The organism is Methylobacterium sp. AC832, from assembly GCF_979256025.1.
Window position 1 is genome coordinate 488,505 of sequence record NZ_CEEDMV010000002.1, and the last position, 26,517, is coordinate 515,021.

The following is a 26,517-nucleotide window of genomic DNA, read 5'->3' on the forward strand; positions in this document are numbered from 1 at the left end:
CGGACGACCCTATGCCCGACCTGATCCGGCGCGATCGATCCCTGCCCCTCGCCGCCAAGCTCGCGTTGCTACCTCTCGGTGCTGCCGGCGCGTGGATCGCCTATAGCCGTTTCGGGATCGACCACCACCAGACGCTCCACCCGGCCCTGCCCGGCCGGCATGAATGCCTCGAGACGCCGGCCGGTGGGATCGGCCTCTATGGGAGCGCGTCCGCGCCCGGCGTCCCGCTGCTGCTGATCCACTCGGTGAACGCGGCGGCCAATGCCTACGAGGTTCGCCCGCTCTACCGGCACTACGCGGGGAGCCGTCCGGTCTACGCGCTCGACCTGCCGGGGTTCGGTTTTTCCGAGCGCAGCGACCGGGTCTACACCCCACGCCTGATGTCCGATGCAATCCGGGCCGTCACCGCCGAGATCCGACATCGGCATGGTGGCGGGGAGATCGATGCCGTCGCCCTCTCCCTATCTTGCGAGTATCTCGCCGCCGCCGCTCTCGAGGAACCGGGCGCCTATCGCAGTCTCGGCCTCGTCAGTCCGACCGGCTTCGATGCCCGTTTCGTCGGCCGGCACCGCGACCGGACGCGACACGGTGGGGCCGTCGCCCGCACCATGCTGAACGCCCCGCTCTGGGGGGAGCCGCTGTTCGATCTCCTGGTGAGCCGGCCGAGCATGCGCTTCTTCCTGGAAAAGACCTGGGGCTCGAAGGACATCGACGAGGGTCTGCTCGCCTACGACTACGCCTCCGCCCATCGTCCCGGCGCCCGGCATGCGCCGTTCTCGTTCCTGTCCGGGGCCTTGTTTCCCGATGCGCCGGGGCGGTTCTACGAGGCGCTCACCCTCCCGGTCTGGATGATCCACGGGGTGCGCGGCGATTTTGTCGATTACCGCCATGCCGACCGTGTCGCCGGCCGCCCGAACTGGACCGTCGACGTCCTGCCCACCGGGGCCTTCCCGCATTTCGAGGATATGTCGGCGGTGGCACGACGCTACGATGCGTTCCAGGCCGATCGCGTCGCATGAGGCCGGGGCTGGTCCGGCGCCGCGGGGCGGGTTACGTCGGGACCGACCCGCAACAGATCGCCCCGGTAAGCCGATGCCCGACCTGACCCTCGCCGCCGCCCAGACCATCGTCGCCACCGCCCTTAAGACGGCCCGCTCGCACAGCCTGAAGCCCCTCGCGGTGGTGGTCTACGATGCGCGTGGCGCCCTGAAGGCGCTGGGCGCCGAGGACGGGACGTCGCTGCGCCGCGCGGAGGTCGCCATGGGCAAGGCCAATGGTTGCTTGGCGCTTGGCCTCGGCGGGCGCGCAATCCACAAACGGGCAGAGGAGCAGGCCTATTTCGTGGCGGCCGTGAGCCATCTCGTCGGTCCGGCCGCGCTGGTGCCGGTGCCGGGCGGTGTCCTGATCCGCGATGGCGATGCGGTCATCGGCGCCGTGGGCATCTCGGGCGATACCTCCGACAACGACGAACTCTGCGCGCTCGCCGGGATCGAAGCCGCTGGATTCACCGCGCAGACCGGCGCCTGAGCGCCGCCATGCGCCCCGACCGCCGGGCCTGCCTCCTCGGTGGCGGTGCTCTGCTCGTGGCTGGAACAAGCTCGGCGCGCGCGACCGGCGGGCCGGTCTACCGGCGCGGTAACGATGCCGATCCGGAAACTCTCGATCCGCATAAATCCTCCACCGTGGCGGAGGCGCATATCCTGCGCGACCTCTACGAGGGGCTGCTGACCTACGACAATCACGGGGCCATCATCCCGGGTGCGGCGACGCATTGGACTGTCTCGGACGACGCCCTGACCTACACGTTTCATCTGCGCGAGGACGGGCGCTGGTCGAACGGCGATCCGGTCGTGGCGGCGGATTTCGTCTTCGGCCTGCGCCGGATCCTGCACCCCGCGACGGCGGCGAAATATGCCGAAGTGCTGTATCCGCTGATGAACGCCCGCGCCGTGAACCAGGGCGAGGCGGCGCCGGAGAGCCTCGGCGTGACGGCGCCGGATGCGCGGACCCTCGTCATCACCCTCGACCGGCCGACGCCCTACCTCCTCGAACTCCTCACCCACCAGACCTCCCTGCCGGTGCATCCGCCCTCCATCGCGCGCTTCGGCGATGCCTTCACCCGGCCGGGCAACCTCGTCAGCAACGGTGCCTACGCCCTCGTCGATTGGGTGCCGAACGACCGTATCACACTGACACGCAACCGTTTTTTCCATGCGGCGGCCGGCGTCTCGATCGAGACGGTGGCCTTCCTGCCGACACCGGATCTCTCCAGCGCGGTCCGCCGCTACGCCGCCGGCGAGATCGATTCCCTCGCCGACCTGCCGGGGGACCAGATGGCCTCGCTGAAGGAGAGGTTCGGTGGTCAGGTCGTCCTCGGTCCGTCGCTCGGGCTCTATGCCCTGGCCGTCAATATCCGGAAGCCCCCGTTCGACGACGTCCGGGTGCGACAGGCCCTGTCCCTTGTGATCGATCGTGAATTCCTGGCCGAGAGACTGTGGGGCGAGACCATGGCGCCGGCCTATTCCCTCTGCCCGCCGGGCCTCGACAATTACCGCACGCCGCCGGAACTCGCCGGGCGGAACGCGATGCCCATCGACCGTGAGGAGGAGGCGCGGTCACTCCTCGCCGAGGCCGGCTTCGGGCCCGGCGGCAAGCCCCTCCGGGTCGAGTATCGCTTCAACAGCACCGACAACAACCGCAACGCGGCGGTCGCTCTCACCGACATGTGGCGGGGCATCGGCGTCGAGACGCGCCTCGTCTATACCGATGCCAAGACCCATTTCGCCCATCTGCGCGATGGCGGCGATTTCGATGTGGCCCGCATGTCCTGGGTCGCCGATTACTCCGATCCGCAGAATTTCCTGTTCCTCCTTGAGACCGGCAATGACGGGCTCAACCCCGGCCGTTACAGCAATCCGGCCTATGACGGGCTGATGCGCGAGGCGGCCGCCGAGCGGGATCTCGCCAGGCGGGCCGACCTCCTGTTCCGGGCCGAGGCGATCATCCTCGACGAGTTGCCGTGGATCCCGGTGCTTCACACCCGGTCGAAGGCACTGATCTCGGCCCGTCTCACCGGCTATCACCCGAACCCGCGCAACGCGTCGCCGACGCGTTTCCTGAAGCTCGACGCGTGATGGGCGGGATCCCGGCATGATCGGCTTCGTCCTGCGCCGCCTCGCCCAGGCGATCCCGACCTTGTTCCTCGTCGTCACCGGCAGCTTCTTCCTGATCCGCCTCGCCCCCGGTGGACCCTTCGACTTGGAGCGTCCGCTGCCGCCGGCGGCGATGCAGAATCTCGCCCGTCTCTACGGCCTCGACCAGCCCCTCATCGTCCAATACGGCCGCTATCTCGCCGCGCTGATCCAGGGTGATCTCGGCCCCTCCTTCTCGTTCCGCGACCTGACCGTGGCCGACCTGTTCGCGCGTGGCCTGCCCGTCTCCATGACCCTCGGCGGCCTCGCCCTCCTTCTGTCCCTGAGCGTCGGAATCGGCCTCGGAGCCTGGGCGGCGTTCCGGCGCGGCGGAGGGATCGACCGGGCCATCGGCCTTCTCGCCGGGCTGACCCTGGCGATCCCGACTTTCGTCGTGGCGCCCCTGCTCCAGATCGTGTTCGGCCTGAGCCTGCGCTGGTTGCCGGTGGGCAGCTGGGAGGGCGGCGCGCCCTCGCATCTGGTGCTTCCCGTCCTCACCCTCGCGCTGCCGCAGATCGGCGCCATCGCCCGGCTGACGCGGACGTCCCTCAACGAGACCCTGAACGCCCAGCCGGTCCGCACCATGCGTGCCATGGGCCTGCCGCCCCGACGCGTCGCCCGCCATGCCCTGCGCGGGGCGCTGCTGCCCGTGGTCGCGATCCTCGGGCCCGTGGCGGCCGGGCTGCTGACGGGGTCGGTGGTGGTGGAGACGATCTTCGGCTTGCCCGGGATCGGGCGGGCCTTCGTCGATGGGGCGCTCAACCGCGACTACACCCTGGTGATGGGCACCGTGATCCTCGTGGGGTTGTTCGTCACCCTGCTCAACATCGTCGCCGACATCGCCTGTGCGCTCCTCGATCCGCGCCTGAGGCACGGGCGATGAGCCGCGTTTGGACCCGGTTCGCGCGCAACCGCGGCGCCCTTGCCGCCTCTTTGATCCTCGTCTCGATGATGCTCGCCTGCCTCGTCGGGCCGTTCCTCACCGGCCACGAACCCGGGCGGATCTATCCCGATCTCGTCCGCATCGCGCCCGGCCTCGCCGCTCATCCCGAGCCCGGGGAGGTCGCTCCGGCACTGACCCGCCTCGCTTTCCGCATGCGTGTCTCGGTCTCGGACGTCACCGTCTCGGGCGACCGCGTCCGCATGGTGGTGTCGGACCCGGCCAGGCCCGTCGACGAGCGCGTCCTCGCCTATCTCCCCCGGTCCGACCTGTTCGGCGCCCCCCGTGTCGTCGCGCGTCTCGACGAGGGTCGCCGCCTCGTCGTCGAGGCGCCGCTCGGCCGCCTGCGCTTCCTCATGGGAACCGACATGCTGGGGCGGGACCTCCTCACCCGCAGCCTCGTCGCGGGGCGGGTCTCGCTCCTCATCGGTGGCGTCGCCACCGCCGTGGCGCTGCTGATCGGGATCGCCTACGGCGCGGCGGCCGGCTACCTCGGGGGTGTGGCCGACGCGGTGATGATGCGCATCGTCGACATCCTCTACGCCCTGCCCTTCGTCTTCTTCGTCATCATGCTGCTGGTGTTCTTCCGCTCCGGATTGGGGCTGATCCTGGTGGCGATCGGCGCGGTGGAATGGCTCGACATGGCCCGCCTCGTGCGCGCCCAGACCCTGTCGCTACGCGCCCGCGACTTCGTGCGTGCGGCCGAGGCGCTCGGGCTTTCGACGCCGGCCATCCTCTGGCGCCATATCGTCCCGAACACCCTCGGTCCCGTCACGGTGGCGGCGACCCTGCTCGTGCCCAAGGTGATCCTGCTGGAGAGCTTCCTGTCGTTCCTCGGCCTCGGGGTGCAGGAGCCGGCCACCAGCTGGGGGGCACTGATCGCGGATGGCGCGCGCACCCTCGAATCCGCCCCGTGGATGCTCGCCGGCCCCGCCGCCTTCCTCGTCCTGACCCTCATCGCCCTCAACACGATCGGCGACGGTCTCGCCGATGCCCTCGATCCGCGCCTTTCGGAGACCTGACGGTCCGGCCGAGAACGCGCGAGCGTCCCTCGGCAGCCACAGGCGGAAGCCCTGCGACGCGCGCCGGCAGAAGGCAGGTGTCCAACCCGTCGACGAACGGGGCTACGCGACCGAACGCAGATCGTCGATGTCGATCTCGAACGTATGCACGCAGTTGCGGCCGCGGGATTTCGCCTCGTAGAGGGCGCGGTCCGCGCGCTCGATGATGCGGTCGATGTCCGTGTCGAATTTCTCCGCCTCGGCGATGCCGATGCTGATCGTCGCCAGGAGGCGATCGTTGTCGGCCTCGAACACCGTGCTGGCCACGGTCTGTCGGATACGCTCCGCGATGATCGCGGCACCGGCGGCATTGTTGTCGTTGAGGAGAACCACGAACTCCTCGCCTCCGAACCGCGCCACCTTGTCCGTGGTCCTGATCGTATCGTTGATGATGGTGCCGACCTTGCGGATCACCACATCCCCCGCCGGGTGGCCGTAACGGTCGTTCACCCGCTTGAAATGATCGATGTCGATCATCAGCACCGAAAGGGGGCGCTGATAGCGTCTGAAATCGCCGAGGGCGTCCTTCGCGAGGGGCAGGAACGCACGCCGGTTCAGCAGGCCCGTGAGGGCGTCCCTGTTCGCGATCAGCTTCATGGCCTGGAGATCGGCGCCGATGCGCTCGATCCTGTCCTGGGCGGCTCGGACGGCCCGCGACGCTTCGAGTTCCACGTCGCGTGCATCGGCTTCGGCGGTGCCGATCCGTCGCAACAGGGATCTGACCGCGGCGGACAGGCGCAACACTTCGGGGGAGCCCTGGACGCGCTCCGTCATCGTCGCATTTCGCTCGCGGCCGATCCGGTCGACCGCATCCGTGAGACGCGCCAACGGGCGGCTCAGGCGCGTCACCACGAGGAAAATGCCGAGCGTGCCGAGCGCGCCCGCGCCGAGGCCGACCAGGGTGATGAGGACGGTCAGCCTGTGGGCACCCGCGAGGGCCGTCTGCACCGGCTGGAGGGCCACGACGATCCATCCGAGGCCAGCATAATCGCCCCGCCCCCTCGTCGCCGAGACGGCCGCGAACTGGTCTCCGCCGGGGCCGCGCGCGATGAAATGGCCGGCGGCGAGATCGGCGGGCGAATACGGATGGGTGCCGAGCGCCGGTCCCATGAGGACGCGGCCGGTCCGGTCGAGGACGACGACCTCCTCCTTCAGTTCGGGGCGGCGGGAGGACAGGACCTCCCGGCGCACCCCGTCGGCCCAGCTCCAGCTGAGATGGCTTCCCAGGACGCCGATGGTCCGGCCCGACGCGTCGATGACGGGCGATGCGAGATCGACGAACCGGAAGGGCGTTCCGTCGGCATTGGGTTTGAGCAAAGTCTGCAGCAGGGCCGCGAGATGGACGTCCTCGGCCGCCGCGCCCTTGATTCCATCGATGAACCAAGGACGCTGGCCGACATTCGCACCTTCCAGGATACCGCCGGTCGCAGCCCGAACCTTTCCGGTCTCGTCCGCAAAGCCGATCCAGGCATAATCCGGGAAGGTCTTCTGCATCGATTGCAGGACGTTGCGGAGACTCCCGGTATTTTCCATCCAGTGAGGCTGCAGCGGATCGAGCGCGGCCACGTTGCGGATCTCGCGCAGGCGTTCCGCCATGTCCTGGTCCAGACGATCGGCAACGGAGCGTGCGACCTGCAGCAGCGCGTTCTCGGCCATGTCGGTGGCCTGCGCGCGCGCCAGCAAGGCAGAGCCCAGCGTGACCGCGGCCACGATCGTGAGGCCGACCGCCCCAGTGACGAGGCTGATCTGATGCCGCAGCGAGATCTTGTTGGCGAGCCGTTCCAGCATCGTTACCGATCCTTTAATCAGACCGGACCTTGCAGCCCACGGGCTTGCGAGACCGTCAACCGGTAGAGTCAATTTTTCCTATAACATGCAACTTCCGTCCGTGACCGGACAGTGCGGCGTCGCGTGGTCGAACGACAATCCGCGCTCGCCCCTCGTATCGGTCCTCAACCCGTTCGTAGGTGTCGAGATCTTAAGCGAGATGACGGAGCGAGGTCTTTGAATGATATCTTTGCGGTCGGGAGCCGATAGTGCCGATCGGCAAATGACAACGATGATTCTTGTTGTGTGAATCATCGCGACAACCATGATCGGTCTTGTCACGATGGGCTGCCGGCCGGGTCGTCATTGGGCAGGCAGGAGCCCGGGATAGACCACCCGCACGGCACGCCGTTCCGCCGGAATGTCGGCCGCCGGGCGATCCTTCGCCACCGTGCCGGTGCTTCCCGTCATCGTCACGTCGGCGGGGCGAAGGCGCCAGCGCTCGGCGCCGCTCGGTTGGCTGCGCGAGATCTCCGTGGCGCGTAGGGACGTCGGCACGATCGCGACGGCCGTAAGGGCCGTGGTGGCGAGAATGACGGAGAGGAGGCGGGAATACATCGGAGGCGGCACCCGGAGACGAGTACCGTGAGTGAAGCGTGAACAGGTAAAGACGCCGACGGAACCGCGACGCTTGGCCGTTCATTGCCAACAGCAATTGTATCCGGTGGTTAACGAGGCGTCGATGACGAGTATGGTCGAAGCAAAGTCGGGCTCTCCCGCGCCCGAGCGGGTTCCGATGGGCACGGTGATCGATACCGATATTTCCGCTCGTCTCGACCGTTTGCCCTGGGGACGCTTCCACGTTCTCGTCATCGTGGCGCTCGGCATCACCTGGGTGCTCGACGGCCTCGAAGTCACCCTGGCGGGCTCGCTCGTGGGCGCCCTGCGGGCCGAGCCCATGAGCTTCACCGAGTTCGATATCGGTCTGGCGGCGAGTTCCTATCTCGTCGGTGCCGTCGTCGGGGCCCTGGGCTTCGGCTGGCTCACCGACCGGATCGGCCGCAAGAAGCTATTCTTCATCACGCTGGCCCTGTACCTCGCCGCTACCGCGGCCACCGGCCTGTCCTGGGACATCTACAGCTTCTGTATCTTCCGGTTCCTCACCGGCGCGGGCATCGGCGGCGAATACACCGCCATCAACTCCACCATCCAGGAACTCGTCCCGGCCCGCGTGCGCGGCTGGACCGACCTCGTCATCAACGGTTCGTTCTGGATCGGGGCGGCCTTGGGCTCCTTCCTCTCCATCGCGGTTTTGCGCCCCGGCATGATCGACCCGGACTGGGGCTGGCGCATCGCCTTCTTCGTCGGCGGCGGCATCGGCCTCGTGATCCTGCTGCTGCGGACATGGATCCCCGAGAGCCCGCGCTGGCTCGCCACCCACGGCTACGTCGCCGAGGCGGACCGGGTCGTCACCAGCATCGAGAAGCGCTTCATCGACGAGGGCATCACCCTTCCGCCGGTGGACGAATCCAAGCGGATGAAGCTGAGGACGCGCAGCCACACGCCGCTCAAGGAAGTCTTCGGCACCATGCTGGTCGGCTACCGCAAGCAGACCCTGGTGGGCCTCGCCCTGATGATCGCGCAGGCCTTCTTCTACAACGCGCTGTTCTTCACCTACGCCCTCGTGCTCCAGCGCTTCTACGGGGTGCCGGGGGACCATGTCGGCTGGTACCTGCTGCCCTTCGCGCTGGGTTCTTTCCTCGGGCCCCTGCTGCTCGGCCGGCTGTTCGATACGATCGGCCGTCGCCAGATGATCGCCTTCACCTACGGTATCTCGGCGGTGCTGCTCGCCATCACCGGCTACCTGTTCAAGATCGAGGTGTTCGGCCCCGTCGGCCAGACGGCGGCCTGGATGGTGGTGTTCTTCTTCGCCTCCGCCGCCGCGAGCGCCGCCTATCTCACCGTCGCCGAGACCTTCCCCCTGGAGATCCGGGCGCTTGCCATCGCGGTGTTCTATGCCCTGGGCACCGGCATCGGCGGCGTGTCCGGCCCGCTCCTGTTCGGCGCCCTGGTCGAGACGGGGTCCCGCGACAACGTGCTGATCGGCTACGGCATCGGTGCCGCTCTCATGCTGATCGCCGCCATCGTCGGCGGAGTCTGGGGCACGGCCGCCGAGGGCAAGTCCCTGGAGGATGTCTCGAAGCCGTTGGCGGCGGCCTGATCGCCGGCCGGTTCCGAGGCGCTCCCAAGTGCCTCAGAACCGCTCGACCCAGGGACGCAGCGCGATCTCGGAGGTCCAGGCGCTGCGGTCCTGGCGCAGGACGTCCCAATAGGCCGAGGCGATGGCGTCGGGATCGAGCAGGCTGTCGGGCGCCTCAGCCGGCTCCGGGCGCTTAGCGCTGCGGATACCGCCGTCGATGACGAAATGGGCGACATGGATGCCCTTCGGCTGGAGCTCCCGCGCGAGGCTCTGCGACAGGCCGCGCAGGGCGAACTTGCCCATGGCGAAGGCGGAGGACTCGGCGTAGCCCTTCACGCTGGCCGAGGCTCCGGTGAGCAGGATCGCGCCGTGTCGCCCCGGTAGCATGCGTCGCGCGGCGGCCTGGGCGACGAGGAAGCCGCCGAAGGCCGAGACCATAACCGACTGACGCACCGCGTCCGGGTCGAGATCGGCGATGGGGCCGCGCAGGCGGCCGCTGGCATTGTAGACCACCACGTCGGGCGGCCCCCCGAGCGCCGGCTCCATCCGGGCGAACAGGGCTTCCACCTCGGCCGGATCGGCGGCATCGCAGGCATGGATGGCGGCCCCCGTCTCAGCCGCCAAGCGCTCGAGTTTCCCGACGCTGCGCGAGGCGAGGCCGACCCGCAGGCCTTCACGGGCGAAACGCCGGGCCAGCGAGGCGCTCAGGCCCTCTCCGGCCCCGACGATGAGGGCACGCCGATAGGTCGCGATCATGGGGTATCTCCGGGACGCAGGATTCGGATGGCCGCCGTTTGTACGATGGGTAAGGCGTCTCGCGTCAGCCCTCCCGCCTGTCGCGAAAGAAGTCGCGCAGGAGATTGGCCGCCTCCGCCTCGCGCAAGCCGCCATAGACGTCCGGCGCGTGGTGGCAGGTGGGCTGGTTGAAGACCCGTGGCCCGTGCTCGACCCCGCCGCCCTTCGGGTCGAGGGCCGCGAAATAGACCCGGCGAATGCGCGCGAACGAGATGGCGCCCGCACACATCGGGCAGGGCTCTAGGGTGACGTAGAGATCGCAGCCGATGAGGCGCTCGTCGTCGATGGCGGCGCAGGCGGCGCGGATCGCCAGGATTTCCGCATGGGCGGTGGGATCGCGCAGCGCCCGTGGGCGATTGTGGGCGACGCTGAGGACGAGGCCGTTCCGTACGATCACGGCGCCGACCGGCACTTCGCCCTCCCCGGCCGCGCGGCGGGCGGCGTCGAAAGCGAGGCTCAACGGGTCGGTCGCGGCCTTCGATGAAATGGGCGCAGTCACGATCGTCGAGCCCAAGCCTTTGTATTCGTTGAAAAAAGGAAGCGGTCGAGATCCCGTGATCGGGCCCGTCAGGAACATCGCTGAGGCTGAGCCGTTTCATCTCCAACGCGGCTAAGGCCGCAGGATCTTATCAGGAGCAGACGATGAGCAGCACCACTGACAAGATCAAGGGGCTCGCCAACGAGGCGGTCGGTAACGTGAAGCAGGGCATCGGCAATGCCACGGATAACGACAAGCTCAAGGCCGAAGGCAAGGCCCAGGAATTGAAGGGCGATGCCCAGAAGACCGTCGGCGACGCCAAGGACGGCGTCAAGAACGCTGCCGACACGGTGAAGAGCAAGCTCTGAACCTCGGCATCCAGCCCGACTGGATTAGGAACGAAGGCAGCCGAGAGGCTGCCTTTTTCGTGATCGGCCGCAATGCCCCCTTGCGCGACGGGCAGGCCGCCCCACGCGCAATCGCTCGCAACCTTGCCTCCGCTCTGTTATGGGGCTCGGATGAGCGACAAGACAGACGAACAGACGGGCGGGTCCGAGGACGCGCCCGAGACCAACAGCGTTTCCGGCGAAGCCTGGACCCCGGCGACCGATGCGGGCGTGCCCGGCCCCTCGGCCGAGGAGCAGCCGAAGCCCCGCCGGGCCGCCGCGCCCGTCAGGGGAGGAGACGCCCCCCTGCGCCGCAAGGCCGCCCTGCCGAGGCCTGCGGCCAAGGCCGGGGACGATGCCGCCGCCGGTGATTCCGATTCGGCGACGCCCGAGGGCGACCGTATCGCCAAGGCGATCGCGCGTGCCGGCATCGCCTCCCGCCGCGACGTCGAGGTGATGATCGCCGAGGGCCGCGTCACCCTCAACGGCAAGGTGCTGACCTCGCCCGCGATCAACGTGACGGATGCGGACGAGATCACCGTCGACGGCGAGCCCCTGCCCGCCCGCGAGCGGACCCGGCTGTGGATCTATCACAAGCCGCGGGGCCTCGTGACCACGGCGCGCGATCCGGAAGGGCGCCAGACCGTCTTCGAGGCCCTGCCCGAGGATCTGCCGCGCGTCGTCGCCATCGGCCGCCTCGACATCAACACCGAAGGCTTGCTGCTTCTCACCAACGATGGCGGCCTCGCCAAGGTGATCGCCCATCCCGATACCGGATGGCTGCGGCGCTACCGCGTCCGCGCGCATGGCGACACGAATCAGGCCGAGCTCGACAAGCTGCGCAAGGGCGTCACCATCGACGGCATGGATTACGGCCCGGTGGACGCGGTCCTCGACCGGTCCTCGGGCGACAACCTCTGGCTGACGCTGGGCCTGCGCGAGGGCAAGAACCGCGAGGTCAAGCGCATTCTCGAACATCTGGGTCTGGCGGTGAACCGGCTCATCCGCCTCTCCTTCGGCCCGTTCCAGCTCGGCGACCTCGAAGTCGGACTGGTGGAAGAGATCCGCACCAAGGTGCTCAAGGAGCAGCTGGGCCCGGCCCTCGCGGATCAGGCCGGCGTCGATTTCACCAGCCCCAACCGTGAGCCCATCGCCCCGTTCGGCTCGCCGAAACCCGCGCAGCAGCAGGCGAAACAGCCCGCCCGCAGCGCCTCGGCGGCCGCGGCGCGAAGCGCAGGGCGCAGCTATGACGACGCCCCGCGCGGTTATGAGCGCGGCGGTGACCGTGATCGCGGCGGCGACCGCCCCCTGCGCAAGCCCGCCGAACCCGCACGGGTCCCCACCGGCGGCAACAGTGCCGGCCCCCGGCGCTCGGTCTGGCGCGCGGACGAGGCCGCACCGCAGGAGGACGGCCCGCGCCGGGTCAAGATCCCCCGCCGTGGCGCCGATCCCAAGGCGGAGCGTGAGGCATCCGCCGCTCGCGGCCGCGAGCGCGTGGGCGCGATCAACACCGGCGAGCGTCGTGTCCTGGTGGAGCGTCTGAAGGCGAGCCCGCAGGAGCCGGCTCCCGAGCCGCATCGCCGTGATCGCGGTGCACGGCGTGACGAGACGGGCGCCGCCGAGCGTCCGGTCCGGACGCTGCGCCAATCCGATGCCAAGGCGGCCCGCCGCGAGGAGGCCGATGCCCGGCCGCCGCAGCGCCGGTTCGACGGCGATGCAAGACCTCCGCGAAGCGACGCAAGGCCTCCGCGAAGCGATGCAAGACCGCCGCGCAGCGATTCCAGACCCCCGCGCCGAGACGATGCTCCGCGCAGCGGCGGGTTCGGACGGCAGGACGGTGCCGAGCGGCGCGGTCCGCCGCGTGGCGGCGACGAGCGCCCCCGCAGCTTCAAGCCCCGCGATGGCGGCGGCTTCAACGACCGCGCGGAACGCCCGGCCTTCAATCGCGGCGAGCCGCGCGGGGACAGGCCGGCGGGATTCCGCAGCGAGAAGCCGGCCTTCAATCGTGGCGGAGACGATCGTCCCGGTGCCGGCCGGCCGGGCGGCTTCAAGGGAGCGGGCTTCAAGGGCCGCTCCGACGACCGCCAGGGCGGCGACCGTGACATCGGCGCCGAACGCTCGGGCGCCGATCGTGGCGGCTTCCGACCGGGCGGCAAGCCCGGTGGGTTCGGGAAGCCGGGCGGGTTCGGCAAGCCCGGCGCATCGGGCAAACCCGCCGGGGCCGGAAGGCCGGGCGGGTTCAAGGCGGGCGGCTCGTCCCGTCCCGGCGGTTCGGCCAAGCCCGGCGGTTTCGGCAGTCGCGGCGGCGGCGCGGGCGGCAAGCCCGGTGGCGGGGGCGGACGTCCGCCCCGTGGCGGCTCGCGGTGAGGATCGTCGGCGGCGACCTGCGTGGACGCCGCCTCGCCACCCCGAAATCGGACGCGATCCGGCCCACGTCGGATCGCCTGCGCGAGGCGCTCTTCAACGTTCTCGCCCATGCCTATGACGACGCGGTGGCGGGCGCGCGGGTTCTCGATCTCTTCGCCGGAACCGGGGCGCTGAGCTTCGAGGCCCTGTCCCGCGAGGCGAGCTACGCGCTCCTGGTGGACGAGGGGGCGGAAGCGCGCGGTCTGATCCGCGAGAACATCGATGCGTTGGGCTGTGCCGGCAAGACGCGGCTGTTCCGCCGCGATGCGACCAAGCTCGGCCCGGCCGGAACCAGCGGGACCTTCACCCTCGTCTTCTGCGATCCCCCCTACAACAGGGACCTCGCGCCGGCCGCTCTCGCCAGCGCGTCCCATGGCGGGTGGCTCGCCCCCGGCGCCCTCGTGGTGGTGGAGGAGGCCGCCGGCGCCAACGTCGCGCTGCCGCCGGGCTTCACCGAGCTCGAACGACGGGTCTACGGAGACACCGCCCTGGCCTTCGCGCGGTTCCAGGCCTGACGCGTCGACCCTGCGACCCCGGCGCGCGCCGGGAACCCCGGGGCATCGCCGCCGCGTTGCTCCGCCATGGTCCTTGATGACGCCACACGCGATCCCGTCACGGCCGAACCGGCGAAGGCCGGGCCGGTAGAGGGGCTGCGTGACGCGCGCCTGTGGAGGCCGCGCCGTGTCCTGGTGACGCCGGCGGCCCTGGACCATGCCCATGGCCGTGCGATGCTCGCGCGGGCCGAGGCGCTCGGTCTCCCGGTGGAGCGCCTGAAAAGCAACCGTCTCACCAGCCTGCGCGACGCGGATCCGCGCCGGGCCTATCGCGAGGCGAAGGCGACCCTCGCCATCGTGGTGGCGCCCCCGACCAAGCTGAAGCTGCAGCCGATCCCGCCCAGTGCCGACTGGCGCTTCGATCTCGCGGAGGGCTGCCCGGCCCATTGCCAGTATTGCTACCTCGCCGGCTCCCTGTCCGGCCCTCCGGTGACGCGGGCCTATGCCAATCTGGACGCCATCCTCGGGAATCTGCCGGCCTATCTCGGTGAGGGCAGCGTCACCTCGGCCCAGGCCGGCCGGGTCGAGGAGGGCACAACCTTCGAGGCCTCCTGCTACACCGACCCCCTCGGCATCGAGCACCTGACCGGCTCGCTCTCGGCGGCGATCACGCATTTCGGCGCCTGGGATGCGGCGGTGCAATTGCGGTTCACGACGAAATTCGCCGCCGTCGAGCCGCTCCTGACCCTGCCCCATCGGGGCCGGACCCGCGTGCGGTTCTCCCTCAACGCGCGTCCCGCCGCGCGCTACGAGGGCGGCACCGCCAGTCTCGACGCCCGCCTGCAGGCGCTCGGGGCCATGGCCCGCGCCGGCTACCCGGTAGGTCTCACCATCGCGCCGATCATCGCCGTTCCCGATTGGCCGGACGCCTATGAGGGACTCCTGCGGGAGGTGGCGGAGGCGCTGTCCGGCGTCTCCAACCCCGACCTCACCGTGGAGCTCATCACGCACCGGTTCACGCCGGGGTCGAAGGACGTGCTCCAGGGCTGGTATCCCGGCTCCGACCTGCCGATGCGGGAGGACGAGCGCAGTCGCAAGCTCACCAAGTTCGGCTCGGTGAAATACGTCTACCCCCGCGATCTGATGCGGACCATGCGGGAGACGATCACCGCCGCCGTCGCGCGCGAACTGCCCTTCGCGCGGGTCCTCTACTGGACCTGATCGGCCGATCCGCCCAACGGCTCGGCTTCCGAACGTCCCCGTATCAGCCCGGACCCGCCTTGCCGTCTGCATCGAAACGGGTCCGTGCGGCCTGGATCGTGGGCAGGTTCGCGAAGGCCCAGGAGCCGAGCGCCTGGACCGGCACCTGAAGCGAGCGGCCGAGCTCGGTGAGTTCGTAATCCACCCGGGGCGGGATCGTCGGCGTGACCGTGCGCGAAACGAGGCCGTCTCGCTCCAGGCCGCGCAGGGTGAAGGTGAGCATCCGCTGTGAGATGCCGCCGATGATCCGCTTCAACTCGTTGAAGCGCCGGGGCCCGTCCGTGAGCGTCATCACCACGAGGATGCTCCATTTGTCGCCGACCCGCGCCAGCACCGTACCGACCACCCGGCAATCGCCGGGGCGGTGGGAGGCCTGTGCCTCGGTTACCTCCATGTGTCCGGGTTCCACGAATGTGCCTCCTTGCGCGAGCGCCACTCCGGTACTCTATAGCGCCTCGGTATATTTCTGATACCGAGGATCGAACATGAACCTTCTGCACATCGACAGCAGCATCCTGGGCGAGCATTCCGTCAGCCGCGCGGTCTCGGCCGCCATCGTCGCCCGCCTCCGCGCGGGGGCAGCGGACCTCGAGACGACCTATCGCGATCTGGCCGCCACGCCGATCCCTCATCTCTCCGGCGCCTATCTCGCGGGCCATCAGCCCAATGCGACCAACACGCCGGACATCCAGAACGACGTCGCCCTCGGCCGCGCGGTGCTGGCGGAGTTCCTGGCCGCCGACATCGTGGTGATCGGCGCGCCGCTCTACAATTTCACGATCTCGACCCAACTCAAGGCCTGGATCGACCGCATCCTCGTGGCCGGCCAGACCTTCAAATACACCGAGAGCGGCGCCGTCGGCCTCGTGCCCGAGAAACGCATCATCGTCGCCGTGTCGCGCGGCGGCCTTTACGGTGCGGGGTCGCCGACGGCTTCGGCGGAGCATGCCGAGACCTATCTGCGGGTCGTCCTCGGCTTCATCGGCGTGACCAACCCCGAATTCGTCATCGCCGAGGGGATCGCCCTCGGTCCCGAAGCCCGCGAGAAGGCCCTCGCCGGGGCGCTCGACGCCGCCTCCGCCCTGCCGACCGCCTGAGGACCGACGAGCCGGCGCCGCTCCCTAGAGCTGCGCCCGACCACGTTGGGCCGGGGCACATCTCCAGGCCTTTGTTTTGCCGCGCTCTTTTTCGCCGAACCGGCATCCACTTCGGCGGAGAGCGCTCTAGCGCCGGCCGAACAGCCGCTCGATATCCTGGAGCTTCAGTTCCACGAAGGTCGGGCGGCCGTGGTTGCAGGTGCCGGCGAAGGGGGTGGCCTCCATCTCGCGCAGGAGCGCGTTCATCTCCTCTGGCCGCAGGCGCCGGCCGGCGCGGACCGAGCCGTGACAGCTGATGCGCGAGAGGATCGCGTCGAGACGCCGCCCGAGCGGACCGCCCTCGGTGCCGTCCGCGCTGCCCTCCTCCAGCCCGCTCGCGTCGAGGGCGTCGAGGACGTCCTCCAGCAGGCGGCGAGCGGACGCACCGGCCAGCGCCGTCGGCATTTCACGCACCAGGACCGCACCGGAGCCGAAAGCCTCCAGGGTGAGGCCGAGCCGGTCGAGGTCGGGTGCGGCGGCGACGAGGCGCTCGGCGTCCTGGGGCGCCATCTCCACCACGTCCGGGATCAGGAGGCCCTGGCGGGCGATGCCGCCGGCGGCGCGCTCGCGCTTCAGCCGCTCGTAGACGAGGCGCTCATGGGCCGCGTGCTGGTCGACGAGGACGATCCCGTCGCGGGTCTGGGCGACGATGTAGGTCTCGTGGAGCTGCGCGCGGGCGGCACCCAGCGGGTGATCGTCCGGCAGGAGCTCCACCTCCGGCTCGCGCATATCGGCGCCCGGCGGCGCGAGATCGCCGGAGAACAGCGCCTGTCCGGCTTCCTCGAATCCTGCCTCCTCGAATCCTGCCGTCTCGAACCTTGCCCCGGACCGATCGAACGCCGCCTGCGGGGCCTCGAACAGACCTCCGCGCGCACCGAAGGACGATGCCGGCGCGAGGCCGGCGGGCGCGCCGAACGACGGCAGGCCCGGCGGAAGCGGCGCCCTGCCCGACCAGGCGCCACGTCCCGAATGTGCGGTCATTGCAGGCCGCATCGTCGATGAGGGATGGCCCGGACGCAGGGCGTCCAGGGTGCGGGTGGCCCCCGTGCTGGCGTTGCGCGCTCCGACCTGCCGCAGGGCCTCGTGAATGGCGCTGACGATGAGGGCGCGGACGAGGCCCGGCTCGCGGAAGCGCACTTCCGTCTTGGCGGGATGGACGTTCACGTCGACGAGGGCGGGATCGCAGGTGATGGCGAGGCCGAGCACCGGATGACGGTCCGAACTCATCGTGTCGGCATAGGCCCCGCGCACGGCGCCCAGCAGCAGGCGGTCGCGCACCGGGCGGCCGTTGACCGTGAAGTGGATCTGGTTGCCCGCGCCGCGATGGTAGCTCGGCAGGCCGATATGGCCGGACAGGGCGAAGCCCTCCCGCGTCATGTGGAGGGGGGCGGAACTCGCGCCGAAATCCGACCCCAGCACCGCCGTGAGCCGGCGCAGGTCGGCGTCGTCGCCGGTCTCGGCGGAAAAGACCAGGGGGCTGCCGCTCTCGGAGCGGAGGGCGAAGCGGATCCGCGGCTGCGCCACGGCGAGACGCCGCAACCCATCGGCGATGGCCAGCGCCTCGGCGCGGTCGGATTTCAGGAATTTCAGCCGCGCCGGCGTCGCCGAGAACAGGTCCGTCACCTCGATCCGCGTGCCGCGCGGGCTCGGTGCGGGGCGGACCTCGCCCTTGATGCCGGCATCGACCACCAGGGTCGATCCGCTCTCGGCTTCGGCGGTGCGGCTGGTGAGGGAGAGGCGGGCCACAGCCCCGATGGAGGGCAGCGCCTCGCCGCGAAAGCCGAGGGAATCGATACGGGTCAGGTCGCCGCCGGGGAGTTTCGAGGTGGCGTGACGCTCCACCGCGAGGGCGAGATCGTCGGCGCTCATGCCGGCGCCGTCATCCACCACACGGATCAGCCGGCGGCCCCCCGCCTCGATCGTCACCTCGATACTGGTGGCGCCCGCATCGATGGCGTTCTCCACCAGTTCCTTCACGGCGGAGGCCGGGCGCTCCACCACCTCGCCCGCGGCGATGCGGTCCACGAGGATCGGGTCGAGGCGGCGGACGGGGCGGAGCACGGGTGGCATTCCCCCGACCATAGGCGAGCGCGCCGCCGCCTCAAAGCGCTGCCGACGTCATCGCGGTGGGAAGGACGCGATCAACCGAAGGGAAAGGCGAGGCCCTGACCGGCCTGGACCCAGGCGATTGCGATGACAATGCAGAGGAGGCAGGCCGCCAGCGTCACGAGCATCCGTCGCCTCGGCAAGCCGAGGGCGATGAAGCCGGCGGCTGCGAGCGGCACGATCTGTTCCCCATGCATGCCGAGGAAATGCGCGATCCTCAGATCGCCGCCCGCCCGGTTCCAGCCGAGAAGGGGCAGGCTCGTACCGGTCGGGCCGACCGCATGGCCATGATTGACGCTGAGGGCGATGCCGGTGGCGGCCCCGAGGATCACCGTCGTCGCGAGGCCGAGAAGGACGGCCAGGCGCAGGCTCGGCTCGAGGCCGGGACGTGGCCGGACCGCCACCGCGATGACCAGGGGAATCTTGGCAGTGAGCAGGGTCAGCGCCATGATCCCCATCGCGGCGTAGAGGGACGCGTGCAGCGGATCGCCGTCGTTGAAATGCGAGGCCTCGGCCCGCGCCGCCTGCAGGGTGATGTAGGCGAGCTCGAACCCGCCCGCGACGATGAGCAGGAACCGGCCGGTGCGCAGCGAGCGGGAGCGGCGCCGATCCGGCCGAACGTAGCCGGTGAACCAGGCGAAGGTCAGAGCGTATAGACCGACCGAAACGAAGAACTTCGCGGGCTTCGCCCAGACGAAGGCGCCAGCGATGAGCCTCCCATCGACAAGGGGGAGTGCCAGGGTGACGGCGCCGGTCAGCAGACAGGCTAGGCCGAAGGCCGTGAGGACGGGATCGTCCGCCCGAAGCCGGGCGAGTGCCGTGGGGTGGGGAGCGTCTCCGCCGAGGGTGAAGGGGATCATGTCCGGGTCTCCAGGCCGAGCCTGCCGGTGCTGAATCCGATGACGAGGGCGAGGAGGAGACCGGCCGGGCCGACCAGGAAGGTGAGGACGAGGCAGGGCAGGAGCAGCAGCGGCGAGATCCCCGCTCCGATCCCGACGCGAGCGATCCAGGTGCCGACGAAGAGGTCGAAGGCGAGAAAATGGATCCAGCCGGCGGTGAGCGCATGATCGTCCGCGAACAGGGCGCGGACCGCCTCGATGGAGTCGAAGCCGCCTTTCGCTCCCCCGGCCAACCCTGCCGCCAGGGCACCGAGATAGGCCACCGCCAGGAATGCCGGCAGGACGAGGCCGGTGCCGATCCAGGTAGCCCTTCGGAGACGGGGAGCGAACAACGCGATGGCGAGGGCGATCCAGCCCAACAGGGCGATCGTGCTGCAGAGGGAGAACAGGCTGGCTGCGGGGATCACGTCTTGCCCATCCTTATCTTGACATCGTATAGATTGAGCATGGACAAGCATCTTGACACTGTCAAGTCGTTGAAGGACGTCGGGACGACCGAGGCGGCTGCCTACCATCACGGCGATCTGCGGGCTGCCCTGATCCAGGCGACGACGGCCATCCTGCGAGAGCGCGGGATCGATGGATTTTCCCTGAGGGAGGCGGCACGACGCGCGGGCGTTTCGCCGGCGGCCCCGCAGCATCATTTCGGCGACGCGCGCGGATTACTCACCGCCGTGGCGACGGAGGGGTTCCGGATGCTGGGCGACGCGCTGGCCGCTGCCGATTCCACCGCGACCGATCGCGACGGGCGCATCCGTGGCCAGGGCCGCGCCTATATCGGCTTCGCCCTCGACCATCCGGCCGAGTTCGACACGATGTGGCGCTGTGCGCGGATCAATACGGGCGACGCGGCCTACGCGGCGGCGGCCGGTCGTGCTTTTGGGCTCCTGAAAGCGGCGGTGGCCGGAACCCCTTTCGAGGATGGCGGACGACCGGTGGTCTCCAATCATACCGCCCCGGACCAGAAGGCCGTCGCCTGCTGGTCCCTGGTCCATGGCCTCGCTCGGCTTGCCCTCGACGGAGCGCTGGGGCCGGCCGAGGCGGCGCGTGGGGCCGTCGATGCGATGCTGGAGCCGGTCCTCGACTGCCTGACGGTGTGATGCCGGGACGACGCGCGCTTAGCGTGAGACCGGGGGGCGGATACGCTCCGGTCTTCGCGGAGGAAAGGCCCGTGGTCAGGCGACCCCGGCCCGCAGCAGGTCGTGATAATGGACGAGGCCCACGGGGCGCTCGTTCTCCACGACGATGAGCGAGGTGATCTTCATCGATTCCTGGATTTCCAGGGCCTTGGCGAGAAGGGTCTCCGGGCTCACGGTGCGCGGCCGGACGCTCATCAGCGCCTCGACGACGAGGCCGTCGAGATCGGCCCTGAACACGTTGCGGCGCAGGTCGCCGTCGGTGAGGATACCGGCGAGGCGGCCGTCCTCTTCCACCACCACCACCGATCCGAATCCCTTGGCGTCGATCTCGGCGATGGCGGCGCGCATGCCCGTGCCGCGCCGGACCACCGGCAGCTGGTCGCCCGCATGCATCACCTCGCGGACCTGACGGAGCGAGGCTCCCAGGCGTCCGCCGGGATGGTAGATGCCGAATTCGCGGGCTGAGAAGCCGCGGGCCTCGAGCAAGGCGACGGCGAGGGCGTCGCCCAGGGCGAGCTGCATCGCCGTGGAGGTCGTCGGCGCGAGCCCGTTGGGACAGGCCTCGCGGGCCTTCGGCAGGGTCAGGCAGATATCGGCCTCCCGCCCGAGGGTCGAGCCGGCATTCGCCGTGATGGCGATGAGGCCGACCCGGTAGCGCCGCGCATAGCCGATGATGTTGGCGAGTTCCGTGGTTTCGCCCGACCAGGACAGGGCGACGACGACGTCCTCCGGCTGGATCATGCCGAGATCGCCATGGCTGGCCTCGGCTGGATGAACAAAGAGTGCCGGCGTGCCGGTGGAGGCCATCGTCGCGGCGATCTTGCGGCCGACATGGCCGGACTTGCCCATGCCGGTGAGGATGGCCCGGCCCTTGGCGCCGGAGATTCGGGCGACGGCCTCGGAGAAGGCCGTGCCGAGACCGTTGCCGATGGCCTCCATCAGGCAGCGCAGGCCCTCGCGCTCGGTCTCGATGGTCCGAAGGGCGGAGGCGACGGCGGGGAGGTGCCCGGCATCGGGCTCGGAAACCCGCTTCTCCGCTGCAGCAACGCCCATCCGAGATCCCCGTATCTTCGCCGGTGCGCCCGGCACCGTTCCAAGCCGCCTATGCAAGGGGAATGTGGTCGGATGGGGGCTTGGCGTCGTCGACGCTCCAAGCCCGTTGCGCCAACGGCGCAATCAGGGGCGTGGGGACGGATGCGTGTGAGGGGCGTGGGGCGGCACTTTCGGCTCATCGGCCCGAATGCCCCCGGCACCTTGCGGCACCGGAACGGCATCGCCGCTCCGGATGGCCTCGGCTTCGTTGCGAGGACCGGCGACGCCTTCCGTTCCGCCCGGTGCGGTGGCGGCGTCGCGGCCCGAGGGGGCGCCGTAGCTCTGCGCGGCAGCGAGGCTCGCGGATGCGATCACAAGACCGGCCGCGAGAGTAACGGTGAAGAAGCGTGTCATCGGTCGTGCTGCCACGGTTGAATGTATAACGGTGATTGGTTGTCGGCACGTTAAACGGAAGTCAATGCAGTGCAATCCGCATGCCGGAACAGATCCCGATGCGCGATCGTCCTGTTTCGGACGAACGGGGAAATGGGGCGAGGCACGGCCGGATTGGGCATCACCCTGCAGATCTCTGACGATGACAGAAGAATACATGTGTCGCGAAGGGATGAGGAAGAGACGAAGCAATCAAAAGTGAACCTTAAGGATTCCGAGGGAGTGTCGACATTCGATCGCCCCACCGAATGACCGGATGGTGGTCTTGATGAGGTTCGTTGTGACGCTCCAGGCTCTCCCCATTCGCACGAAGCTCATCGTGGCTTTCTCGATACTCACCGTCTTCATCATGGGATTGGGGCTGCTCGGGATTCTGGGCACCCTGCGCATGCGTGAACAGGCACTCCACATCGAGACCAACTGGCTCCCCAGTATCCGTGTACTTTGCGAGATCGATACACTCACGGCGAGAAACAGCGCCGTCATCCTGCGCCATGCCCAGGAGACCGATGCGCAGAAGCAGGCCACGATCGAGGGCGACCTCGTCCGTTTCGGAAAGAAGCTCGAGGAGAAGAAGAAATCCTACGAGACGATGATTGCGTCCCCCGGGGAGCGCGACCTCTACGACGCGTATACCCGTGAGGCCGCGAAATTCGCCGTGGTGCGCGACGCCATCATGGATCTCTCCCGCAGCGGAGAGAAAGCTCAGGCCTTCGCCCTGTACGAGACCAAGGGGCTCGCCATCCGCCGGGGCGTGTCGGAGGCCCTCGAGAAACTCGTGAACCTCAATAATGTCGGTGCGGATATGGCACAGGCGCGCAGCAAGGAAGTGTTCGAGCAGACCCGGACCCTAGGCATCTCCGCCATCGTCGTCGCCGTCGTGCTGTCCGTGCTCTCCGCCCTCGTCATCATCCGGGGCGTCACCGGAGGGATCGATTCCGTAGTGCGGCCGATGCAGACCCTCGCTGCGGGCGACCTCTCCGTGACCATCCCGCACCAGAAGGCCCGGACCGAGATCGGGCGCATCGCCGATGCCGTGCAGGTGTTCAAGGACGGCCTGTTGCGCATGAAGGCTCTGGAGGAGGAGACCGCACTGGCCCAGGCCGGCGCGGAAGCACAGCGCAAGTCGGCCATGCGATCCATGGCCGACGGTTTCGAAGCCGCGGTCGGCGGGATCATCCAGAGCGTCACGAGTTCGGCGACGCAACTGCAGGCGACAGCCCAGAGCATGGCCGGCACCGCCACGGAGACCGCTGCGCAATCCACCAGCGTCGCCGCGGCTGCCCATCAGGCCGCGTCCAACGTCACCACCGTGGCGGCCGCGGCCGAGGAACTCGGCTCGTCGGTGCACGAGATCGGCCGTCAGGTCAGCGCCTCGGCCGACATGTCCCATGCCGCCGTTCAGGAGGCTGCCCGGACGACGACCTTCGTGAAGGATCTCAACTCGGCGGTGCTGAAGATCGGCGATGTGGTGACGATGATCACCTCGATCGCGGCCCAGACCAATCTCCTCGCTCTGAACGCCACGATCGAGGCGGCGCGCGCCGGCGAGGCCGGCCGCGGCTTCGCCGTGGTCGCGGCAGAGGTCAAGGAGCTCGCCAACCAGACGGCCAGGGCGACCGAAGAGATCGGCGGGCACATCGCCTCGGTGCAAAGGTCGACGGATCAGGCGGTCTCGGCGATCGGCGGCATCACCACGCGAATCCAGGAAATCAGCGGCGTCTCGACGTCGATCGCGGCCGCCGTGGAGCAGCAGGGCGCCGCGACACAGGAGATCGTTCGCAACGTGGCCCAGGCCGCTACCGGCACGAGCGAGGTGACGGTGAACATCGTGGGCGTGGCGGACGCCGCCGAGGAGACGGGAGCAGCGGCCAGCCAGGTGCTCGGCGCGGCATCGGAACTGTCACGCCAGTCCGAGCATCTCAACGTCGAACTCGGCCGCTTCCTCGCGACGATCCGCGCCGCCTGACCGGGGCACTCCCTCGCGGGATCTGCGACTCACCGTCTCCACGGACGAGCTCAGCTCCCGCGATAGGTCTGGTAGCTCCAGGGGCTCGCCACCAGCGGGACGTGGTAGTGACCCTCCGGGTCGCTCACCCCGAAGCGCAGAGTGACGATATCGAGGAAGGGCGGTTCCGGTAGTCCGGGATTCGTCCGCCGGAAATGGTCGCCGATGCCGAACCGCAATTCGTAGGCCGCGATCGGCACCGGCCTCCCGCCGATGAGGGGCGCGTCGGTGCGTCCATCGGCGTTCGTCACCGTGCTGGCCACGAGGGCGGCCCTGTCGTCGGAAACCCATTCGTACAGGGACACCGCAACCCCCGCCGCCGGCCTGCCGGAAGCGGTGTCGAGGACGTGAGTGGAGACGCGGCCGGTCGTGCGCAGCCTGCCCTCCCCCTTCACCAGAGCATCGAGGCGGATCGCGGCGATCCGGAACACTTCCTCCTCTGCTGTCGCCCGCTCCATCGCCGGCGTCGAGGCCAGACGTTGCTCGAACGTGCGGAGCAGCGAGGCGCGGCCGTGTCGCTCGGCGCACAGGATGAAGGGAAAGCCGAACGTTGCGCGATAGCGCGCGGTCAGGCTCTCGAACCGCGCAGACTCGTCCTCCGAAAGCCAGTCGAGCCCGGCCGGGGCTCGTTCGGTGTCTGTATCCGCAGCAAACGTGCCGGCGCGGGCGGCGTATTGGCCAAGCTCCGCGTGGTTGGCCAGGAGAGCGAGCCGATCCGGTTCCGGAGCCGCCTCCACCGCGGCCCGCATGGCGGCGAAGAGTTCGGCCAGCGTCGCATAGGGACGGCCTCGCACGGCGGCTTCGGCCACCCACGGCGCATGATCGAACACCGCCGCGAGGGCCGTCACGAAATGCGCGGCCGGTGCCGTGTTGAGGCTGGCGAGGTCGAGTTTGGCGAAGCCGGAGACGGCAGGCTCCGTGCCGCCAGCCCCGGCGGCCGCTGGAAGGGTCATGGCATCTCTCGCTGCTGGTTCATGCCGCCTCGACGGCTCCGGCGGAGGTGCCGAACCGAGCCGGTTTCATGCGCTTTCGTAGCAGGCAACGGACCAGATCGGGCAAGCGGCATCGGGACCCTATCCGCTCCGGGCCATAGGCTCGGCCGATTCCGCTGGCATACCGCTTGCGGACGATCTTCCCGCTTGCAGACGATTTTCCCGCTTGCAGACGATCTTCCGGAGAACCGGGACCCCCGCGCTCTGTCGGAGCGGCGGACCGAACGGCATCCGCTGGCCGGTGATGATCGGTCTGGTCTTCCCCGACAGGTCGTTCTCGCAGACTATCGCCCATGCGGCCGAGGCTTGAGGCAAACGAGAAGGAACCGATCATGGCCCTGACGGCGTCGACCTACGGCAAGGGACGGGTGCGGGTGATGCGGCTCGCCCGCGACGGCGACCACCATACCCCGCGCGAACTCGACGTGAAGGTGCTGATGAAGGGCGGCTTCGACCGTGCCTGGACGGCGGGCGACAACCGGGCCTGCGTCGCCACCGACAGCGTCAAGAACATCGTCAACGTCACGGCGGCGAAACATCTCGCGGCGGAGAAGGAAGCGTTCGCCAGCGCCGTGGCATCGGTCTTCCTCGACGCCTACCCGCAGGTCGAGGAGATCGTGATCGAGGCGCGAGAGACGCGCTGGCTGCGCCACGCCATCGCGGGCGTGCCGCATGGCCATACCTTCACCCTCGACGGCAACGGCGTCGGCTTCGTCGAGCTCACGGCGAACCACGCCGGATCGGTGCTGAAATCCGGCTTGCGCGGCTACACCTTCATGAAGACGACCCAGTCCGGCTGGGCCGATTTCGTCGATGACCAATACCGTACCCTGCCGGATACCAGCGACCGCATCGCCGCGACGAGCATGGACGCGACCTGGACCTGGGCCGGCATCCCGGCCGATTATGCCGCCGCCAACGCCCAGGTGCTGGCGACCCTCATCGCGGTGTTCGGCACGACGTACAGCTACGGTGTCCAGGACAGCATGTACCGGATGGGCGAGGCGGTCCTGGCCGCGATCCCGGAGATCGCCGAGATCGCCTTCGCCATGCCCAACAAGCACTACATCCCGATCAACCTCGCGCCTTTCGGCCTCGACAACCCGAACGCTGTGTTCCTGCCCACCGACGAACCGCACGGACAGATCGAGGCGACGATCGGGCGGGAGCGGTAGCGCGACGCACACTCTGGCGGCGGCGACCGCTCATCGGCTAAGCAGGTCCGCATGCAGCGCGTGATCGTCATGGGGCCGCCGGGCAGCGGGAAATCGACCCTGGCGAGACGCCTGGGCTCCGCCCGCAGCCTGCCCGTCTTCCATCTCGATCAGGCGTATTTCCGTCCGGGCTGGGAGCCCGTGCCGGCCGAGGCGTTCCGCGCCGAGGTGGAGCGTCTCGCCGCCCTTCCGCGCTGGATCATCGACGGGAACTACACCGACACGATCGGGCCGCGCTTCGAGGCGGCGGACACACTGGTCTATCTCGATCTTCCGGCCTGGCTCACGATGGCGCGGGTGATCCGCCGGCTGGCGGCGAGCTACGGCCGGGTCCGGCCGGATGCGGCGCTCGGTTGCCCGGAGCGGCTCGATATGGAGTTCCTGCGCTACGTCTGGACCTGGAACCGCAAGAGGCGGGCGAGGAACCTCGCTCTGATCGAACGGTTTCCCGGCAAGGTCGTCATTCTGGCGAGTCGCGCGGAGCAGCGCCGGTTCGAGGGGGCATGACTCTCCCCCGATAGGCGCTCGTGTCATCGGGGGTGGCTGCCTTCGGGGGTGGC

General features: G+C 69.2%; 27 protein-coding genes. 16 read left to right on the top strand and 11 right to left on the bottom strand.

Features of this window, described 5'->3' with window-relative positions; translation table 11 throughout:
• The first annotated feature begins 11 nt into the window (after positions 1–11).
• From AC0IXR_RS09455 to AC0IXR_RS09475, 5 genes are all read left to right on the top strand, one after another.
• The gene (locus AC0IXR_RS09455) at positions 12–1,019 is read left to right on the top strand and encodes an alpha/beta fold hydrolase (RefSeq protein ID WP_471760526.1); all 1,008 of its coding nucleotides are present in this window, start codon (positions 12–14) and stop codon (positions 1,017–1,019) included.
• Between the two features lie 73 nt (positions 1,020–1,092).
• Positions 1,093–1,527, top strand: a complete 435-nt coding sequence (locus AC0IXR_RS09460; protein ID WP_056425465.1) for a GlcG/HbpS family heme-binding protein — start codon at positions 1,093–1,095, stop codon at positions 1,525–1,527.
• An 8-nt stretch (positions 1,528–1,535) separates the two neighbouring features.
• A complete protein-coding gene (locus tag AC0IXR_RS09465; RefSeq protein WP_471760527.1) occupies positions 1,536–3,134 on the top strand; it encodes a peptide ABC transporter substrate-binding protein in 1,599 nt (532 codons plus the stop codon).
• Between the two features lie 16 nt (positions 3,135–3,150).
• Positions 3,151–4,074 carry an ABC transporter permease gene (locus AC0IXR_RS09470; RefSeq protein ID WP_471760528.1) on the top strand — a complete coding sequence of 308 codons (924 nt, stop codon included), beginning with the start codon at positions 3,151–3,153 and terminating at the stop codon, positions 4,072–4,074.
• Positions 4,071–5,153, top strand: a complete 1,083-nt coding sequence (locus AC0IXR_RS09475) for an ABC transporter permease (RefSeq protein WP_471760529.1) — start codon at positions 4,071–4,073, stop codon at positions 5,151–5,153. Before AC0IXR_RS09470 ends, AC0IXR_RS09475 begins: the two co-directional genes overlap by 4 nt.
• Before the next feature lie 102 nt (positions 5,154–5,255).
• On the opposite strand, the gene AC0IXR_RS09480 is transcribed toward AC0IXR_RS09475, so the two are convergent.
• Positions 5,256–6,980, bottom strand: a complete 1,725-nt coding sequence (locus AC0IXR_RS09480) for a sensor domain-containing diguanylate cyclase (protein ID WP_056453053.1) — start codon at positions 6,978–6,980, stop codon at positions 5,256–5,258.
• 342 nt (positions 6,981–7,322) lie between these two features.
• On the bottom strand, positions 7,323–7,577 hold the full coding sequence (locus tag AC0IXR_RS09485) for a hypothetical protein (RefSeq protein ID WP_056425126.1): 255 nt from the start codon (positions 7,575–7,577) through the stop codon (positions 7,323–7,325).
• A gap of 124 nt (positions 7,578–7,701) precedes the next feature.
• On the opposite strand from AC0IXR_RS09485, the gene AC0IXR_RS09490 reads away from it, so the two are divergent.
• Entirely contained in the window at positions 7,702–9,180 is a 1,479-nt protein-coding gene (locus AC0IXR_RS09490; protein WP_471760530.1) for an MFS transporter, read from the top strand.
• Between the two features lie 33 nt (positions 9,181–9,213).
• On the opposite strand, the gene AC0IXR_RS09495 is transcribed toward AC0IXR_RS09490, so the two are convergent.
• Both AC0IXR_RS09495 and AC0IXR_RS09500 read right to left on the bottom strand, forming a co-directional pair.
• Positions 9,214–9,915: an SDR family NAD(P)-dependent oxidoreductase gene (locus tag AC0IXR_RS09495; RefSeq protein ID WP_471760532.1), complete on the bottom strand. Its 702-nt coding sequence runs from the start codon at positions 9,913–9,915 to the stop codon at positions 9,214–9,216.
• Positions 9,916–9,979: 64 nt separating this feature from the next.
• Entirely contained in the window at positions 9,980–10,453 is a 474-nt protein-coding gene (locus tag AC0IXR_RS09500) for a nucleoside deaminase (RefSeq protein ID WP_471760534.1), read from the bottom strand.
• A gap of 143 nt (positions 10,454–10,596) precedes the next feature.
• Between AC0IXR_RS09500 and AC0IXR_RS09505 the strand changes: the two genes are divergently transcribed.
• The 4 genes from AC0IXR_RS09505 to AC0IXR_RS09520 all read left to right on the top strand — a co-directional run bounded on the left by AC0IXR_RS09505 (position 10,597) and on the right by AC0IXR_RS09520 (position 14,939).
• Positions 10,597–10,800, top strand: coding sequence for a CsbD family protein (locus AC0IXR_RS09505; RefSeq protein ID WP_056425115.1), 204 nt, complete (start codon positions 10,597–10,599; stop codon positions 10,798–10,800).
• A gap of 150 nt (positions 10,801–10,950) precedes the next feature.
• Positions 10,951–13,185 (top strand): pseudouridine synthase, encoded by a 2,235-nt coding sequence (locus AC0IXR_RS09510; protein WP_471760536.1) that lies wholly within the window; start codon positions 10,951–10,953, stop codon positions 13,183–13,185.
• Complete coding sequence (gene rsmD, locus AC0IXR_RS09515) at positions 13,182–13,739, top strand: 16S rRNA (guanine(966)-N(2))-methyltransferase RsmD (RefSeq protein WP_461223066.1); 558 nt, start codon at positions 13,182–13,184, stop codon at positions 13,737–13,739. Before AC0IXR_RS09510 ends, rsmD begins: the two co-directional genes overlap by 4 nt.
• Before the next feature lie 66 nt (positions 13,740–13,805).
• Entirely contained in the window at positions 13,806–14,939 is a 1,134-nt protein-coding gene (locus tag AC0IXR_RS09520; RefSeq protein WP_471760537.1) for a spore photoproduct lyase family protein, read from the top strand.
• Positions 14,940–14,982: 43 nt separating this feature from the next.
• Here the strand turns inward: AC0IXR_RS09520 and AC0IXR_RS09525 are convergent, their stop codons facing one another.
• Positions 14,983–15,387, bottom strand: a complete 405-nt coding sequence (locus tag AC0IXR_RS09525; protein ID WP_461223064.1) for a winged helix-turn-helix transcriptional regulator — start codon at positions 15,385–15,387, stop codon at positions 14,983–14,985.
• Between the two features lie 76 nt (positions 15,388–15,463).
• Between AC0IXR_RS09525 and AC0IXR_RS09530 the strand changes: the two genes are divergently transcribed.
• Positions 15,464–16,075, top strand: coding sequence for an FMN-dependent NADH-azoreductase (locus AC0IXR_RS09530; RefSeq protein WP_471760538.1), 612 nt, complete (start codon positions 15,464–15,466; stop codon positions 16,073–16,075).
• Positions 16,076–16,201: 126 nt separating this feature from the next.
• Here the strand turns inward: AC0IXR_RS09530 and mutL are convergent, their stop codons facing one another.
• The 3 genes from mutL to AC0IXR_RS09545 form a co-directional block, all read right to left on the bottom strand.
• Entirely contained in the window at positions 16,202–18,184 is a 1,983-nt protein-coding gene (mutL, locus tag AC0IXR_RS09535; protein ID WP_471760539.1) for a DNA mismatch repair endonuclease MutL, read from the bottom strand.
• Between the two features lie 71 nt (positions 18,185–18,255).
• A complete protein-coding gene (locus AC0IXR_RS09540) occupies positions 18,256–19,080 on the bottom strand; it encodes a hypothetical protein (RefSeq protein ID WP_471760540.1) in 825 nt (274 codons plus the stop codon).
• Entirely contained in the window at positions 19,077–19,526 is a 450-nt protein-coding gene (locus AC0IXR_RS09545; protein ID WP_471760541.1) for an abscisic acid-deficient protein Aba4 family protein, read from the bottom strand. Before AC0IXR_RS09545 ends, AC0IXR_RS09540 begins: the two co-directional genes overlap by 4 nt.
• A gap of 39 nt (positions 19,527–19,565) precedes the next feature.
• Between AC0IXR_RS09545 and AC0IXR_RS09550 the strand changes: the two genes are divergently transcribed.
• Positions 19,566–20,219, top strand: a complete 654-nt coding sequence (locus tag AC0IXR_RS09550; protein ID WP_471760542.1) for a TetR/AcrR family transcriptional regulator — start codon at positions 19,566–19,568, stop codon at positions 20,217–20,219.
• Between the two features lie 75 nt (positions 20,220–20,294).
• Here AC0IXR_RS09550 and AC0IXR_RS09555 read toward each other — a convergent pair whose 3' ends face one another.
• Both AC0IXR_RS09555 and AC0IXR_RS09560 read right to left on the bottom strand, forming a co-directional pair.
• The gene (locus tag AC0IXR_RS09555; protein ID WP_207411809.1) at positions 20,295–21,311 is read right to left on the bottom strand and encodes a KpsF/GutQ family sugar-phosphate isomerase; all 1,017 of its coding nucleotides are present in this window, start codon (positions 21,309–21,311) and stop codon (positions 20,295–20,297) included.
• Positions 21,312–21,434: 123 nt separating this feature from the next.
• A complete protein-coding gene (locus tag AC0IXR_RS09560) occupies positions 21,435–21,704 on the bottom strand; it encodes a hypothetical protein (protein WP_246747895.1) in 270 nt (89 codons plus the stop codon).
• Positions 21,705–22,023: 319 nt separating this feature from the next.
• On the opposite strand from AC0IXR_RS09560, the gene AC0IXR_RS09565 reads away from it, so the two are divergent.
• A complete protein-coding gene (locus tag AC0IXR_RS09565; protein WP_471760792.1) occupies positions 22,024–23,712 on the top strand; it encodes a methyl-accepting chemotaxis protein in 1,689 nt (562 codons plus the stop codon).
• 50 nt (positions 23,713–23,762) lie between these two features.
• Here the strand turns inward: AC0IXR_RS09565 and uraD are convergent, their stop codons facing one another.
• On the bottom strand, positions 23,763–24,704 hold the full coding sequence (gene uraD, locus AC0IXR_RS09570) for a 2-oxo-4-hydroxy-4-carboxy-5-ureidoimidazoline decarboxylase (RefSeq protein ID WP_471760543.1): 942 nt from the start codon (positions 24,702–24,704) through the stop codon (positions 23,763–23,765).
• Positions 24,705–24,909: 205 nt separating this feature from the next.
• On the opposite strand from uraD, the gene AC0IXR_RS09575 reads away from it, so the two are divergent.
• Genes AC0IXR_RS09575 through AC0IXR_RS09585 form a run of 3 tightly spaced genes read left to right on the top strand, consistent with a single transcriptional unit; the run spans position 24,910 to position 26,464 of the window.
• On the top strand, positions 24,910–25,053 hold the full coding sequence (locus AC0IXR_RS09575) for a hypothetical protein (protein ID WP_311273905.1): 144 nt from the start codon (positions 24,910–24,912) through the stop codon (positions 25,051–25,053).
• Between the two features lie 22 nt (positions 25,054–25,075).
• Positions 25,076–25,918 (top strand): factor-independent urate hydroxylase, encoded by an 843-nt coding sequence (gene pucL / locus AC0IXR_RS09580; protein WP_471760544.1) that lies wholly within the window; start codon positions 25,076–25,078, stop codon positions 25,916–25,918.
• Positions 25,919–25,969: 51 nt separating this feature from the next.
• Positions 25,970–26,464 carry a P-loop NTPase family protein gene (locus AC0IXR_RS09585; RefSeq protein ID WP_471760545.1) on the top strand — a complete coding sequence of 165 codons (495 nt, stop codon included), beginning with the start codon at positions 25,970–25,972 and terminating at the stop codon, positions 26,462–26,464.
• Positions 26,465–26,517 lie beyond the last annotated feature (53 nt).

Coding starts and splice junctions, on each gene's coding strand:
- AC0IXR_RS09455 (WP_471760526.1), top strand. CDS start 12: ATGCCCGACCTGATCCGGCGCGATCGATCCCTGCCCCTCGCCGCCAAG.
- AC0IXR_RS09460 (WP_056425465.1), top strand. CDS start 1,093: ATGCCCGACCTGACCCTCGCCGCCGCCCAGACCATCGTCGCCACCGCC.
- AC0IXR_RS09465 (WP_471760527.1), top strand. CDS start 1,536: ATGCGCCCCGACCGCCGGGCCTGCCTCCTCGGTGGCGGTGCTCTGCTC.
- AC0IXR_RS09470 (WP_471760528.1), top strand. CDS start 3,151: ATGATCGGCTTCGTCCTGCGCCGCCTCGCCCAGGCGATCCCGACCTTG.
- AC0IXR_RS09475 (WP_471760529.1), top strand. CDS start 4,071: ATGAGCCGCGTTTGGACCCGGTTCGCGCGCAACCGCGGCGCCCTTGCC.
- AC0IXR_RS09480 (WP_056453053.1), bottom strand. CDS start 6,980: ATGCTGGAACGGCTCGCCAACAAGATCTCGCTGCGGCATCAGATCAGC.
- AC0IXR_RS09485 (WP_056425126.1), bottom strand. CDS start 7,577: ATGTATTCCCGCCTCCTCTCCGTCATTCTCGCCACCACGGCCCTTACG.
- AC0IXR_RS09490 (WP_471760530.1), top strand. CDS start 7,702: ATGACGAGTATGGTCGAAGCAAAGTCGGGCTCTCCCGCGCCCGAGCGG.
- AC0IXR_RS09495 (WP_471760532.1), bottom strand. CDS start 9,915: ATGATCGCGACCTATCGGCGTGCCCTCATCGTCGGGGCCGGAGAGGGC.
- AC0IXR_RS09505 (WP_056425115.1), top strand. CDS start 10,597: ATGAGCAGCACCACTGACAAGATCAAGGGGCTCGCCAACGAGGCGGTC.
- AC0IXR_RS09510 (WP_471760536.1), top strand. CDS start 10,951: ATGAGCGACAAGACAGACGAACAGACGGGCGGGTCCGAGGACGCGCCC.
- AC0IXR_RS09520 (WP_471760537.1), top strand. CDS start 13,806: ATGGTCCTTGATGACGCCACACGCGATCCCGTCACGGCCGAACCGGCG.
- AC0IXR_RS09530 (WP_471760538.1), top strand. CDS start 15,464: ATGAACCTTCTGCACATCGACAGCAGCATCCTGGGCGAGCATTCCGTC.
- mutL (WP_471760539.1), bottom strand. CDS start 18,184: ATGCCACCCGTGCTCCGCCCCGTCCGCCGCCTCGACCCGATCCTCGTG.
- AC0IXR_RS09540 (WP_471760540.1), bottom strand. CDS start 19,080: ATGATCCCCTTCACCCTCGGCGGAGACGCTCCCCACCCCACGGCACTC.
- AC0IXR_RS09550 (WP_471760542.1), top strand. CDS start 19,566: ATGGACAAGCATCTTGACACTGTCAAGTCGTTGAAGGACGTCGGGACG.
- AC0IXR_RS09555 (WP_207411809.1), bottom strand. CDS start 21,311: ATGGGCGTTGCTGCAGCGGAGAAGCGGGTTTCCGAGCCCGATGCCGGG.
- AC0IXR_RS09560 (WP_246747895.1), bottom strand. CDS start 21,704: ATGACACGCTTCTTCACCGTTACTCTCGCGGCCGGTCTTGTGATCGCA.
- uraD (WP_471760543.1), bottom strand. CDS start 24,704: ATGACCCTTCCAGCGGCCGCCGGGGCTGGCGGCACGGAGCCTGCCGTC.
- pucL (WP_471760544.1), top strand. CDS start 25,076: ATGGCCCTGACGGCGTCGACCTACGGCAAGGGACGGGTGCGGGTGATG.
- AC0IXR_RS09585 (WP_471760545.1), top strand. CDS start 25,970: ATGCAGCGCGTGATCGTCATGGGGCCGCCGGGCAGCGGGAAATCGACC.